Raw genomic sequence first — 14,315 nt, 5'->3', positions numbered from 1 at the left:
GATGGATGTCGGGCGGACACGAGGGGACGGTCAGTCGTCGCGTAGCGATCCCTCACCCGCGGTGCCGCTTCCCCTCCGCAGCTCCGCGTCGGTGAGCTCCTCCAACTCACCGTGGGTGTCCAGCCAGTAGAGGAGGACGACGGCCGGCACGACGACCACCAGGGCCACCAGGGTGACGATCGCCAGCCACGTGAGCGTGGACGGTGCGCCGGCGGCGTCGGCCACGGTCAGCGAGGTGGGGAGCAGGTAGGGGCGTTGCGCCATGCCCCAGGCGATGACGGCGGACGCGACGACTCCGACCGCGGTGACGCGCACCCACGTCCCGGGCGTCCGCAGGAGCAGCCAGACGGTCGCGAGGGCGCATGCTCCGGCCACGACGACGAAGAGCAGTCCCAGACCCTGGGTGAGTCCGCGCCAGACGTAGGGGGAGTCCTCGTGGGTGACGAACCCGGTGACCACCGCCAGGACGGTCAGGGCGCCGAGACTGCCCAGCGCCCGCCGTCTGAAGTGACCGACGAGATCGGGCGCGTCGAACCTGCGGGCGTCCCCGGTGAGGAACACCGCCCCGAGGAACGCCGTGGTCGCGAGGGCGACCAGTCCGAAGACGAGCGAGGTAGGACCGGTCCAGACGTCCGCCGACGCCTCGGTGCCGGGAGCCACGCGTTCCGAGGCGACTCCGCCGACGGCGACGCCGAGCAGGAACGGTGTGACGACCGAGGCCGAGGCGAACACGGCACCGTACAGGCGCCGGCCGGCGAGCTTCCGGGTGGGTCTGCGCAGCGCGAAGCCGGCGCCCCGCAGGACCATTCCCACGGCGGCCAGGGCGAGAGGGAGCCACATCGCGGTGAACACGGTCTGGAACAGCACGGGGAAGCCGGTCCACATGATGACGAGGACGAAGACCAGCCAGACGTTGTTGACCTCCCAGACGGGCCCCATGGCGTGGTCGATGAGCCACCGGGGCCGCCGGCCGCGCTCGGTCCCTCCGGCCGTCAGATCCCAGAAGCCGGCGCCGTAGTCCGTGCCCCCCGCGCAGGCGTACGCCGTCACGGCCAGGAGGAGCACCACGGCGATGAGGCCGGCGGCGGTCATGGGCCGTCACCTCCGGGCCGGCCGGAACCGGGACCGGTGACGGGCACGTCGCCCGCGGTCAGTGAGGTCCTGGGCCCGTAGGGGATGTCGGCCTCCGGGGCGTGGACACCTTCCCCCGTGGCCCGCTGCTCGTCGGCGAGCCGCCAGCGCGTGCGCATCTTCAGCAGGACGACGAGGAACGAGCCGAAGAGGAACACGTACACCACCATCACCACACCGAGCATGATCCACAGGGTGGTGGAGCGGGTCGAGGTGACGGCCTCGGCGACCCGCATGTTCTGGTAGACGATCCAGGGCTGGCGTCCGACCTCGGTGGCGATCCAGCCGCACTCGACGGCCACGACGGAACCCACACCGGCGCACGCCGCGGATCGGTAGAACCACGGCGAGACGGGCAGGCGACGGTGCCGCAGCCAGACGAATCCGTACCAGAGGGCGAGCAGGACCAGCGCGGACCCGATGAGGACCATGATGTCGAAGGCCCAGTGGGCGATCGTCGCCTGTGTCGCCGTGGGACGCTGGTCCGCCGGGACGGAGGTCAGACCCACCACTTGGGTGTCCGGGCTGAACCCGGCAAGCACCGAGTCGAGCAGCGGGATCTTGATGCCGCCCGAGACGGTGCCGTCCTCGTTCAGCCTTCCGAAGAGGTACTCCGGAACCCGGGTGTCGGTCTTCCAGACGATCTCCATCGCGGCGAACTTCACCGGCTGTTCGTGGAACACCGACCGGGCGATGGAATCGCCGAGGACGAACTGCACCGGTGTGGCGACGGCGGCGATGGTGAACGGCACGGCGAAGCCCAGCCGGTGGTAGCGGTCCCGACGGCCGCGCAGCCAGCCCGTGGCGTAGACACCCGCCACCATGAAGCCCGCGGTGATGATCATCGCCACGACGAAGTGCCAGTACTGCGGACCGAACATCGGCGTGAAGATCGCCTTCCAGACGTCCACGTCGACCGGGTTGCCCTCGGAGTCGAGGGAGAAGCCCCGGGGGGTGTTCATCCAGGAGTTGGCGGCCAGGATGCCGAACGCTCCCAGCAGCGCGGCGAACGGCAGGGGCAGACCGAGGAGGAAGTGCGTCCGCGGCTTCAGCCTCCGCCACCCGTACAGGTAGATGGCGATGAGCACGGCCTCCAGGAAGAACGCCCAGGCCTCGACGCCGAATCCGATGCCGAAGACATCACCCCACCGTCCCATCAGACCGGGCCACAGCAGACCGAACTCGAACGACAGCACCGTGCCGGTGACGATCCCGAGGGCGAACTGCACCGCCATGACGGCGGACCAGCGCCGCGCCAGGAGCAGTGCCGTGGCGTCCTTCCGGCGCAGCCCGCGGTAGTGCATCACCAGGGTGATGAAGGGCAACGCCACGCCGAGGGGCACCAGGATGATGTGGGAGGCCAGCGTGAAGGCCATGAGCTCCCGGGCGGGCAGGAGCTGGGCCGGCGCATCCGCCAGCAGGTGGAACGAAGTGGACATGCGCGCCTTCGTCGTGCGGGTGGGTGAAGGGCCGGGAAGGCGTCATCCGCCCGTGGCGAAGCCGGGGAAGAGAGTCATGCCGCCGTCGACGTACAGGGTGGTTCCCACCACGTAGTCCATGAGGTCGGACGCGAGCGCGACGACGGCGTGGGCGATGTCGTCGGGTTCCCCGACCCGGTCGTACGGGATGAGCCGCAGAAGGTCCTTCTGCGCCTCGGGCGTCTCCCAGGCCGAGCGGTTGATCGGCGTCTTGATCGCCCCCGGGGCGACCGCGTTCACGCGGATCCTCTCCGGCGCGAGCTCCTGGGCCAGGGTCTGCATCATCATCTGCACGCCGCCCTTGGACGACGCGTAGTTCACGTGACCCGCCCAGGGAATGACCTGGTGCACCGAGCTCATGCAGATGATCTTCCCCGCGGAGCGGGAGACCTCGGGGACCACACCCCGACGCCGGAACTCCTTGGTCGCCTCCCGCGCGCACAGGAACTGCCCGGTGAGATTGACGTCGATGACCTTCTGCCACTGGGCGAGCGTCATCTCCGTGAACGAGGCGTCACGCTGCAGTCCCGCGTTGGCCACGAGGATGTCGACGGTGCCGAACTCCTGGACCATCCGGTCCGTCATGGCGACGACCTGGTCCTCCTGGGACACGTCCGCCTCGTACGCCGCCGAGCGCACCCCGAACGAGGCGATCTCCGCGGCCACCTCCTCGGCGGCCTCGCGACCCGCCACGTAGTTCACGACCACGTCGGCGCCGGCCCGGCCCAGGGCGATCGCCGTGGCCTTGCCGATGCCCGAATTGGCACCGGTCACCAGCGCCTTCTGACCGTGCAGCAATCGCGCCGGGATCACACCCTGCGGTGCTCCCACCGTGGAATCCATGCCGTTCCGTCCTCCTCGCTGCGCGGGCGCGCCGAACCCGGTGCCCGCTCGACCGGGCAGCGTCACGCAATCACCACACGAGGGGCCCGGCATCCCCTGCGGATCGCCGTTGGGCCGTGGGGTCCGGCATTTCGTCCGGACGGACCAGTGCCGGCCCGGCCTCAGCCCAGTCGGGCCAGGAGGTGGTCGCCGACCCGGAGCGCGTTGGCGATGGCCGTCAGGGACGGGTTGACCGCGCCGATGCTCGGGAAGAAGCTCGTGTCGACGACGTACAGGTTGTCGAGATCGTGCGCCTTGCAGTTCACGTCCAGCGCCGAGTCGGCGGGATCGGTGCCGAAGCGGACGGTGCCCGCCTGGTGCGCCGTCGCCCCGATCGGCATGCCCTTGTGCAGGTAGATGCTGTGGGACAGCAGGTGGTGCTCGTGCATGCCCAAGTGGCCCAGCATTCCCTGGAGCTTGTGCCTCAGGCGCTTCAGGCCCTCGACGTTGTTCTTCTCGTCGAGGGCGAGCCGGATGCGCGCGTCGCCGTCGAGGGTGACCCGGTTCTCCGCCAGCGGCAGGTCCTCACCGCACAGCCAGAAGTCGACGGCGTGATGGGCCAGTACCTCGAACGGCACGTCGGGCGCCACCGCGCCGGCCCACCGCGGCGCCTCGCCGTGGATCTGCTCGGCGTCCGACTTGCCCAGCATCTGGATGCCGCCCAGCGGGAAGTCCCAGTCCTCCGCGCCGAGGTACCAGTCGTGCAGGGCCAGGGTCTTCTGGAACTGGGTGTCGTTGGGTTCCTTGGAAACCGCCATCAGGGCCAGGTTGTTGTGCCGCATGTAGAACCTGCCGACCACGTCGGAGCTGTTCGCGAGACCCCGCGGATGACGGTCGTTCGCCGAGGCCAGGAGCAGCGCGGCGGAGTTGACCGCCCCGCAGGAGACGACGACCACGTCGGCGGTGAACCGGACCTCCGAGCCGTCGGGGAGCCGGCCGACGACCGCGCTGACACGGCGCCCGCCGTCGTCGGTCTCCAGACGCACCACCCGCGTGTGGGTGACCATCTCGACGCCGGGGTGTTCCAGGGCAGGCTCGACACAGATCACCTGGGCGTCGGACTTGCCGCGAACCAGACAGGGAAAGCCGTCGACCCTGTTGCACCGGATGCAGACGCTGGCGTGGGTGGGCCGTCCTCCGTCCTCCTGGCTCAGGTTGACGCCGATCGGCAGGTGGAACGGGTGCAGGCCACGCTTCTCCAGGTCGTCGCTCAACCGCTGGATCCGCGGCTCGTGTTCCACGGGCGGATGGGCGTACTGGGCGCTGACGGGCCCCTCGCCGGGATCCTCGCCATGCCGTCCGTGGACGAGGTAGAGGTGCTCGGCCTGGGTGTAGTACGGCTCCAGATCCTCGTACCGGAGCGGCCAGGCGGGAGAGATGCCGCCGTGATGACGGAGCTCGCCGAAGTCCTCGGGACGCAGGCGGAAGAGGGCGGCCCCGTAGAACTTGGTGTTTCCGCCGACGTAGTAGTTGACCTCGGGCGGGAACTCGGTGCCGTGCTTGTCGAGCCAGAACTCCGGGGCCCGGTACTTTCCCTTGACGAACACGGCCGTCGAGTCCCAGTTGTCCCGCTCCCGCGGCAGGAAACCGCCGCGCTCGATGAGGAGGACGCGTTTCCCCGAAGGGGCGAGGCGATGGGCGAGGGTCCCTCCGCCGGCGCCGGTGCCGATGATGATGACGTCGTAGTGAGGGGCGTCGCCCACGGCGACCACCGTCCTTGGGATCATGGCCCCGACCTGCTGTCAGGCGCCCGGCGCCCCCCGGGGCGAGGGTCCAGCGGTCCCACCCCCTCATCGAAAGTAGCCGTCTTCTCCCCGGACGGCGATCCGGTCGGCGTCCAGGGGACGGGGCCGGTTCACAGCACCGCGATCGGGTTCACCGGAGAGCCGGTGCCTCCGGTCAGGCGCAGGGGAGCCACCACGCACAGGAAGCTCCATCGACCGGCCCGGGCACAGGCCGGCACGAGGTCCTCGAACCGCAGGTAGTCCATGAGATGGACGCCCAGGGCGTGGATGGCCAGGACGTGCACGGGGAAGGCGACGTCCCGCACCGCACTGGGCGCGGTGTCGTTGTTGCCGTCCCCGCCCAGGGCCGCGACCTCCCGTTCGGCCAGGAACTCCACGGCGCTCGGGTGGAGGCCCGCTCGTGCCCCGGCCGTGTTCCACGGCCCGAGCACGGTGCGCCGGAGACGATGCCCCACCCTGACGAACAGCAGGTCGCCCGCCCCCACCCGGACCCCCTGGGCGGCCTCGGCGGCCGTCAGGTCGTCCGGGGTCACATGGTCGCCCGGTTCCAGCCAGGGCACGCCGCGCAGCCCCGGGACGTCCAGCAGGACGCCCCGGCCGACGATGCCGTCGGCGAGCAGGTCCACGGAGAGCCGTCGGGCGCCCTCGGGCGTCACGGTGCTCGCGGGCACGCCTCCGTAGAGCTCGTCGTCGAACACGACATGGCAGAGGGCGTCGAGGTGGCTGTCCGCGTCGCCGTGCACGTTCATGGCGAAGCGGTCCGTGGCGAAGTGCAGCGCGTCCGAGCCGATCTCGCTCGGGCGGGGCCCGGTCATCCGGTGCACCGCCGGCTCGGGGTCGTCGGGACCCCGTACGGTGTCGATGGGAGCAGCCAGCGACACCGTCTGCCCGATGCGGACCTCGCCTGCGGCCGCTGCCACCCGCTCGGGAGTCAGATGGCGCAGCGCCCCGCACCGGCCGTCCACCGCCGGCGGCGTCCGTCTCCGCAGGCGCTCGTAGAGCTCCCGGAAATCGCGCCCGGTCATGGCGCTCGCCGCCGACGGCTCCACGGACGGTGTCACGCGTCCCCCCAGGGACTCAGGCCCCACCGGAGCACATGGGTCGCACCCGGTTCCAGGACGGTGAGGTCCGTGCCGCTGCGGAAGGCGTCCGGCGGACAGGACATCGGCTCCACGGCGACGCCCCGCCGCCGTTCGGGCCCGGCCAGGGTGTCACCCGTGAACACCTGCACGTACCGGGTGCCCTCGCCGAGCCAGAGATCGACGCCATGACGGCCGGAGGGATGCGCCAGCCGCACGGTCGCGCGGCCGTCGGCGGTGCGGTCGAGCCCGGTGAAGGCGGTGTCCAGTCTCAGATCGCCGAGGGGACGGGCGGTGCGGAAGTCGTACGGAGTGCCGTCGACGGACCCCCGGCCGAGGGGCATCCTGGCGCGGCCGGCCTCGGAGTGGAACGCGTCCGCGTCCTGGTACTCCCAGCCCAGCCGCTCGGCGAGAAGCCGGCCCACCGTCGACTTGCCCGATCCGGCCACGCCGACGACGAGCGCCATCCGCAGTGGTTCCCCCGCCGCTGTCTCGATCACCACGGGTACGGGTTCCGTCAGGTCAGTCCCTCGCGGGCCGCGGAGCGACGCACAGCCCCCAGATGATGAGCGCGTCGATGGCGATGAGCAACAGCGCCCACCACGGCGTATAGGGAAGCCACATGAAGTTGGCGATCATGCTGAGACCGGCCAGCCCCACGCCCACGGCCCGGGCCCAGGTGGCACCGCTGAACAGGGCGGCGCCGGTGAGCGCGATCACGAGGCCCAGGACGAGATGGATCCAGCCCCAGCCGGTGAGGTCGAGCTCGTAGACGTAGTTGCGCGTGGCCAGGAACACGTCGTCCTCGGCGATGGCCGAAATGCCTCCGAGCATCGTCATGACACCGCTGAAGATCATGATGACGGCGGCGAACACCAGCCAACCGCTGCTGTGTGTGGACTCTCGTCGACCGGGTGCGCTCGTGGGGGTCGTCATGACAGGTTCCTCCGTCGTCTGCCCCGAGGCGTCTTCGTCCGGTGGACCGGACACCTCCAATCTGACGCCCCTCGTCCGCCGGCGCACGTCGGCAGGACGAGGGGACCGGGTGTCGCCCCCGCCTGCGGCGCGTTGCCTCCCGAGGCGAACGGGGCGCCGGACCCGCGCCCGTCGGCGCCCTTCCGTCCGGAATCGCGACGTTCACGGCTGGCAGACCTTTGCCATGGCGAGGACTTGCCGTCATGAGGTCTTCACGACCGTGTTCACCGGTCGATAGACCCATGACATGTACTTCCCCTCTCGATTTTCCGCCTCCCGGCGCGGGCGCCGACGGCTGGTCTCCGCGCTCACCGCGGTGCCCCTGCTGGCATCGGGCCTCGTCCTCGCGCAGCCACCGGCCCATGCCGCTCCGGACAAGCCCGCCGCCCTCGCCAAGCCCTCGGCGACCCACGAGGTCACCCTGGTCACCGGCGACGTCGTCACGGTCACCACGGCGGCCGACGGCAAGCAGACAGCCGACGTTCGCAGACCGGACGGCGCCGTCGGCGGTGTGAAACTGCAGGAGATCAAGGGTGACCTGTTCGTCATCCCCGACGAAGCGGAGCCGCTGCTCGGAACGGACAAGCTGGACCGGCGGCTGTTCAACGTCACCGACCTGATCGACATGGGCTACGACGACGCGAAGTCGCCCGCCGTCCCGCTGATCGCGACCTACACCCAGCCGACGTCCCGCGCGGCCGTCGAGCCGACGGCCCCCCGGGGCAGCAAGCTGACCCGCAAGCTCCGCGGCATCGGCGGTGCCGCGCTCAGCAGCGAGAAGCGGCAGATCCGCACCTTCTGGAAGACCGTCGTGCCGCGAGGCGGCGCGAAGTTGAGCGCGGGCGTGGCGAAGCTCTGGCTCGACGGCCGGGTGAAGGCAGACCTGAAGGACAGTGTGCCGCTGATCGGCGCGTCCGAGGCGTGGGAAGCCGGCTACACCGGCCAGGGCGTCAAGGTCGCGGTGCTCGACACCGGCATCGACGTCGGCCACCCCGACTTCGCCGGCCTGATCGACGGCACCACCAGCTTCGTGCCGGGGGAGGGCGTCACCGACGTCAACGGGCACGGCACGCACGTGGCCGGCACGATCGTCGGCTCGGGCGCCGCCTCCGGGGGAGAGAACAAGGGCGTCGCGCCCGGCGCCGACCTCTACGTCGGCAAGGTGCTCGGCGGCGCGGAAGGGTCCGGTCAGGACTCGTGGGTCATGGCCGGCATGCAGTGGGCCGCCGAATCCGGTGCCGACATCGTCAACATGAGCCTCGGAGACTCCTACCCCACGGACGGCAGCGACCCGATGTCGCAGATGGTCGACGCGCTCTCCGCGCAGTACGGCACGCTGTTCGTCATAGCCGCCGGCAACGCGGGCCCGGAGAGCATCTCCGCGCCGGGCGCGGCCGCCGCGGCGCTGACCGTGGCGGCCACGGACAAGCAGGACCGGCTCGCGTCCTTCTCCAGCACCGGTCCGCTGGCCCACTCCGGTGGCATGAAGCCGGACATCGCTGCGCCGGGCGTGGACATCACCGCGGCCCGCTCGCAGGCGATGACCGACGGCGGTGAAGGTCTCTACCGCACCATCAGCGGGACCTCGATGGCCACCCCGCACGTGGCGGGCGCGGCGGCGCTCCTGGCCCAGCGGCACCCGGACTGGACCGGCGCGCAGCTGAAGGAACACCTCACGAGCACCGCGAAGGGCCTCGGCGACGACTTCTCGCCGTACGAGGTCGGCACCGGCCGTCTCGACGTGGCCGCGGCCGTGCGCACCGAGGTCCGCGCCACCGGATCGCTCTTCTTCGGCAGCTACACGTGGCCGCACGAGCCGGGCGACGTCGCCGTCACGAAGGAGCTGAACCTCACCAACACCGGTTCCGCCGACGTCACGCTGAACCTGGCGCTGACCGACGCCGACGGGCCGTTCACGCTGGGAGCCACCGAGGTGACCGTCCCCGCGGGCGGCACCGCCGCGGTCCCCGTCACCGGTGACCCGCGGACCGCCTCGGCAGGTCGGCACGCCGGCCACGTGATCGCCACCGACGCGGCCACCGGCCGGCCGGTGACCCGCACGTCCGTGGCGCTGCTCAAGGAGGAGGAGCGCCACAACCTGAACATCAAGCTCGTCGGCAAGGACGGCAAGCCCGCCTCCGGCTGGGTCGGCATCAACCTGGCCGGCGACCCCTGGCCGTGGAACGTCCACGTCGAGGGCTCGACCACGATGCGCATGGCACCCGGCCTGTACACCGTCGCGGGGTACATCGACGTGCCGGGCGAGAAGGCCGACCGCTCGGGCGTGGCCGTGCTCGTCGACCCGGAGACCGTGCTCGAGGGCGGCTCCGCGGACGTCGTGCTCGACGCGAGCAAGGCGCGCCTGCTGCAGACCGAGGCGCCGCAGCGCACCGAGGACCGCCAGCGCAAGGTCGACTTCAACGTCCACTACGAGGGCTTCGACCCGTACATGGACTACCGCAGCGCGTACGTGCTGCCGCCGACGTACGACGACGTCTACGTCGCCCCGACGGAGCGGATGACGCGGGGCGACTTCACCCTGGTCACCCGCTGGCGCAAGGGCGAGCCGCAGCTCGGCCTGAGCACGCCGGACGGCCGGCTTCGGTTCGAGACACGGGTACAGGCGGGCAGCGCCCTGGGCACGGCCACGGACACGCTGCGCGTCGTACACGCCGGTGACGGCGCGGCGGCCGCGTACGAGAAGGTCGACGCCAAGGGCAGGGTCGTCGTCGTCGAGCGCGGCGACGAGGTCTCGCCGCAGGAGCGCGCCGAGGCCGCGGCCGCGGCCGGAGCGAAGGCGCTGATCGTGGTCAACGACGGTGTCGGTGCCCTGGTGGAGTACGTCGGCGAGTCGGCGATCCCGGTCGCCGCCGTGCACCGCGACGCCGGCCGGGCACTCCTCGCGATGGCCGAGGCCGGCAGGGCCATGCTGACGGTGAAGCAGACCGAGTACACGCCGTTCGTCTACGACCTGACCCGGGACTACCCCGGCCAGGTGCCGGACCGGGCTCTGGTCTACAAGCCCACCCAGGCCGACCTCGCACGGATCGACGCCCGCTACTACGCGGCGGCGGGCGGTCGCCTGGCCGAGGGCTACCGGTCCGACTTCACCCTCAGCCCGTCGTTCAACCTTCCCGAACTCGAATGGCACCCCGGCACCCGCACCGAGTGGGTGACCCCGGGCCAGGTCTGGAGGGAGTTCCACACGCAGGGCGTCGACGGACCGCTGCCGTGGGCGATGGTGTCGGGCGACAACACGTACGCCAAGGGCAGCACCACCCGGCTCGACTGGTTCGCCCCGGCGACCCGGCCCGGCCAGAGCGAGTCCTTCGGTGTGTACAACTCCCGCTGGCAGAACTACATGACCTGGAACGTGCAGGCCTGGGCCTCCGCCAGCGACACCATGCGTCTCGGCGGCTACCTGCCGTGGGGTGAGACGCCGTCCCACCTGCGGGTCTTCCAGGGCGACACGCTGATCCACGACAACCCGGTCAGCGGCGACATGCAGTGGGTGGAGGTGCCGGCCGGCAACCTGCCGTACCGCGCCGTCCTCGACGTCGAGCGGCCCGGCGACCTCTTCCGGCTGTCGACGCGCACCCACACCGAGTGGACCTTCATGTCCGGCACCGTCGACTCGGACTTCTTCGAGCCGTTCTCGGTGCTGAACCTGGACTACGAGCTGGAGACGGACCTGCACGGCGACGTCAAGGCCAACGCCGTCCAGCGGATCGCGCTCGAGCCGGTGTCCATGGACGGCGGCACCGTGCCCGGCAGGGTCACCACGGTGACGCTGGACGTGTCGTACGACGACGGCGCCACCTGGCAGAAGGTGACCCTGACCAAGGGCACCGGCGGCTCCTGGACGGGTTCGTTCCGGACGGCCAGGAAGCCCGGCGGCTTCGTCTCCCTCCGCGCGAGCGCCGGGACGGACGGCGGCTACGGCGTCACGAACGAGATCATCCGGGCGTACGGCCTGCGATGAGCCGCACGGCCGGGCCCCGGGAAGGCGACTTCCCGGGGCCCTTCTCCCCGTACCCCCTCCCAGCAGGGGCTTTTCACGGTCTGCCGCCATGGCGCATACTCACTCCGCTGCGGCAAGCGGAAGAGAGTCGATCGCCGATGCTTGATGCTCTGGGTCTCGAACCCGATGACGAGCGCGTCTACAGGGCGTTGGTCGGACGGCCCAGGACCACCACGGCCCTTCTCGCGGACCTGCTCGCACTGTCCCACGCCCACGTCGACAAGGCTCTCTCGCGCCTGGTCGAGTGGGGGCTGGCGACCCGGTCGGCGGACGCCCTGTTCACCGCCGCGCCGCCGGCCGTGGCACTCGGCGCTCTCATCGGCCGGCGCCGGGACGAACTGCGTACGGCCGAGCAGGCGCTGGTGACCTTCGCGGAGGAACACCGGGCCGCGATGACCGGCAGCAGCATCACCGACCTGATCGAGGTCGTCACGGGCGTCGACGCCATCCGTCACCGGTTCCTCCAGGTGCAGCAGGCTGCCAGGACACAGGTCCGCTCCTTCATCACCGCACCGTTCGTCGCCCTCCCGCCCGACGAGAACACGGCCGAGCCCGTGGCCCTCGACCGCGGAGTGCGCTTCCGGGCCGTACTGGACCGCGAGGTGCTGGCCGAGCCGGGCATCGTCCGCGACGCCATCGACTCCCTGCGCAACGGCGTACAGCTGCGGGTCGCGGACCACGTCCCGATGAAACTCGTACTGGCCGACGCCCATCTCGGACTGGTACCGCTCGCCGTCACACCGGCCGGAGAACACGGTGCCGTGCTGCTGCACCGCAGTGGCCTGCTGGACGCGCTGGACGCGCTGTTCGAAGCGGTGTGGCGCACGGCCCACCCGCTCAGCTTGTCCGAGACAGAAGGCGGATCGGAAGCGACCGTCGAGGTCGCTCCCGAAGGTCCGACCGAGCTGGACCGCAAGATCCTCGCGCTGCTCCTGGCCGGCCTCACGGACCTGACGGCGGCGACCCAGCTCGGTCTGTCACCGCGCACCCTGCACCGGCGCCTGCGCCACCTCATGGACATGGCCGGGGTCCGGACCCGGATGCAGCTGGGCGCCCACGCCGTGCGCAACGGCTGGGCGGAACCCCTGCGCACGTGACCGGCTTCCGGTGGGGCTGAAGGCGGGGGCGTCGGTGAGGCCGAGGGAGAGGTGGTCGACGGAGCGGGGCCGCCGGCCGGCGTCGGCCACCCCGGGGTACGCAGGACGGTCGACCGCCGGTCGATCCGGCCCGGGTCCCTGCGACGCCCAGACGGGCCTCGGCCTCGGACCAGTCCCGCGGCCGACGCCCCGCCGGCGGCGGGACGTAGTGATGGGGCCGGCGGGGACGCGCCTGGCCGCTGGCCGCCGAAGAGCGGGTGCCCACACTGACGGCCCCCGCGGGCGGGTTGTTCCCGCCGACACCTGGCGGCCCGGCGTCCCTGCGGACGACGGGCCGTGGAGCTGACCGCGGAGGCCCTGCGGGGTGAAGGCCCTGAGGTCAGGGACGGGTGGCCGCGATCTCCCGCTTGAGGATCTTGCCGGTGGCGCCCTTGGGCAGCGTGTCGACGATCCAGACCACCCGGGGGTACTTGTACGCGGCGACCTGGGCGCGCACGAACTCCCGCAGCTCCTCGGGGGTCGCCTCGGCGCCGGGACGCAGCGCGACGGCGGCGGCGACCTCTTCGCCGAGCGCGTCGTCGGGCAGTCCGATCACGGCGGCCTCGGCGACGGCCGGGTGCTCGTACAGGACCTCCTCGATCTCCCGGGGGTAGACGTTGTAGCCGCCGCGGATCACGAGGTCCTTCTTGCGGTCGACGATGGAGTAGTAGCCCTCCTCGTCGACGCGGGCCAGGTCGCCCGTGTGCAGCCAGCCGTCCTTCACCGTCTCGGCGGTGGCCTCCGGCCGGCCCCAGTACCCCTTCATGACGTTGTGTCCGCGCACGCACAGCTCGCCGACCCCGTCGACGACGTCCGCAAGACGCAGCTCGACGCCTTCGATCGGCGTGCCGACCGTCCCGGCCTTGCGCGGCCGGTCCGGGTGGTTGAAGGAGGCGACGGGAGAGGTCTCGGACATGCCGAAGCCCTCAAGCAGCAGACAGTCGAAGGCCTTCTCGAAGCCGTGCAGGACCTCGACGGGCAACGAGGCACCGCCGGAGACGCACATGCGCAGGGTGGAGACGTCGTAGGCGTCGGGCTCCTGGGCGTGGGTGCCGAGCAGGGCCGCGTACATCGTCGGCACGCCCGCGAGCAGGGTGACCCGGCGCTCCTGGATGATCCGCAGCGCGTGCGCGGGCTCGAAGCGGGGGAGCAGGGTGAGGCGGGCGCCGACGGTGACGGCGGTGTTCATCGTCACGACCAGGCCGAAGGTGTGGAACAGCGGCAGGCAGCCCAGGATGTTGTCCGCAGGGGCGAGGCCGAACAGCGACCGGGCGGCTATCTCGGAGTTGCGGCCGAGGTTGGTGTGGGTGAGCTCGGCGCCCTTGGGCAGGCCGGTGGTGCCGGAGGTGTAAAGGATGACGGCGGTGTCCTCGCCGGCGCCGACCGAGGTGGTGACGGGCTCGGTGTGGCCGGCGAGCAGCCCGGTGAGCGAGCCGGCCCCGATCGGGACCACCGCGACCTGCGAGTCCGCGGCGCTGCGGCCCGCGTCCACCTCCTCGACGAGGGACTCGTGGGCGAACAACAGCACCGGGCCCGAGTCCCTGAGGTAGTGGGCGATCTCGCGGGCCTTCAGCAGCGGGTTCATAGGGACGACGACGGCGCCGGCGCGCAGCGCGCCGTAGAAGAGGGCCGGGAACTCCAGCAGGTTGGGCAGCATGAGACCGATCCGGTCGCCGGGCACGACGCCGCGCGCGGCGAGCAACGCGGCCGTCCTGCCCGCGAGTTCGTCAAGTGCCGCGTACGTCAGCGACGTGTCGCCGAGTTCGACGGCGATGCTGGGGCCGTGCTGGGCCGCACTGCTGCCGAGGAGGTCGGAGAGGTTCATGAGGGTGTCCTTCTGAGGGGTGGGGCGGAGGGAAGGGGCGGCC

The 14,315-nt window shown here is 71.3% G+C and carries 10 protein-coding genes; 2 read left to right on the top strand and 8 right to left on the bottom strand.

Annotation, left to right across the window (positions count from 1 at the left end; all coding sequences use genetic code 11):
* Positions 1 to 30: 30 nt before the first annotated feature.
* The 7 genes from IO20_RS0114205 to IO20_RS0114175 all read right to left on the bottom strand — a co-directional run bounded on the left by IO20_RS0114205 (position 31) and on the right by IO20_RS0114175 (position 7,251).
* On the bottom strand, positions 31 to 1,092 hold the full coding sequence (locus IO20_RS0114205; protein WP_030552161.1) for a cytochrome d ubiquinol oxidase subunit II: 1,062 nt from the start codon (positions 1,090 to 1,092) through the stop codon (positions 31 to 33).
* Positions 1,089 to 2,570 carry a cytochrome ubiquinol oxidase subunit I gene (locus IO20_RS0114200; protein ID WP_030552162.1) on the bottom strand — a complete coding sequence of 494 codons (1,482 nt, stop codon included), beginning with the start codon at positions 2,568 to 2,570 and terminating at the stop codon, positions 1,089 to 1,091. The genes IO20_RS0114205 and IO20_RS0114200 overlap by 4 nt, the downstream gene beginning before the upstream one ends.
* 42 nt (positions 2,571 to 2,612) lie before the next feature.
* On the bottom strand, positions 2,613 to 3,452 hold the full coding sequence (locus IO20_RS0114195) for an SDR family oxidoreductase (RefSeq protein ID WP_030552163.1): 840 nt from the start codon (positions 3,450 to 3,452) through the stop codon (positions 2,613 to 2,615).
* Between the two features lie 161 nt (positions 3,453 to 3,613).
* The gene (locus tag IO20_RS0114190; RefSeq protein ID WP_245684949.1) at positions 3,614 to 5,218 is read right to left on the bottom strand and encodes a GMC oxidoreductase; all 1,605 of its coding nucleotides are present in this window, start codon (positions 5,216 to 5,218) and stop codon (positions 3,614 to 3,616) included.
* Between the two features lie 128 nt (positions 5,219 to 5,346).
* Positions 5,347 to 6,261, bottom strand: coding sequence for a cyclase family protein (locus tag IO20_RS0114185; protein WP_030552165.1), 915 nt, complete (start codon positions 6,259 to 6,261; stop codon positions 5,347 to 5,349).
* Positions 6,262 to 6,293: 32 nt separating this feature from the next.
* Positions 6,294 to 6,818 carry an aldose epimerase family protein gene (locus IO20_RS36555; RefSeq protein ID WP_157850772.1) on the bottom strand — a complete coding sequence of 175 codons (525 nt, stop codon included), beginning with the start codon at positions 6,816 to 6,818 and terminating at the stop codon, positions 6,294 to 6,296.
* A gap of 19 nt (positions 6,819 to 6,837) precedes the next feature.
* On the bottom strand, positions 6,838 to 7,251 hold the full coding sequence (locus IO20_RS0114175; protein ID WP_030552168.1) for a DUF7144 family membrane protein: 414 nt from the start codon (positions 7,249 to 7,251) through the stop codon (positions 6,838 to 6,840).
* 286 nt (positions 7,252 to 7,537) lie between these two features.
* On the opposite strand from IO20_RS0114175, the gene IO20_RS0114170 reads away from it, so the two are divergent.
* Together IO20_RS0114170 and IO20_RS0114165 are read left to right on the top strand one after the other, a co-directional pair.
* Positions 7,538 to 11,272 carry a S8 family serine peptidase gene (locus tag IO20_RS0114170; RefSeq protein WP_030552170.1) on the top strand — a complete coding sequence of 1,245 codons (3,735 nt, stop codon included), beginning with the start codon at positions 7,538 to 7,540 and terminating at the stop codon, positions 11,270 to 11,272.
* Positions 11,273 to 11,409: 137 nt separating this feature from the next.
* Complete coding sequence (locus IO20_RS0114165) at positions 11,410 to 12,408, top strand: TrmB family transcriptional regulator (RefSeq protein WP_030552172.1); 999 nt, start codon at positions 11,410 to 11,412, stop codon at positions 12,406 to 12,408.
* A 379-nt stretch (positions 12,409 to 12,787) separates the two neighbouring features.
* Here the strand turns inward: IO20_RS0114165 and IO20_RS0114160 are convergent, their stop codons facing one another.
* A complete protein-coding gene (locus IO20_RS0114160) occupies positions 12,788 to 14,272 on the bottom strand; it encodes a long-chain-fatty-acid--CoA ligase (protein WP_030552174.1) in 1,485 nt (494 codons plus the stop codon).
* Positions 14,273 to 14,315: the final 43 nt, after the last annotated feature.

Origin of the sequence: Streptomyces exfoliatus (assembly GCF_000725545.1) — a bacterium.
GTDB lineage: Bacteria > Actinomycetota > Actinomycetes > Streptomycetales > Streptomycetaceae > Streptomyces > Streptomyces exfoliatus.
This window is presented reverse-complemented; position numbering and strand designations above follow the sequence as displayed.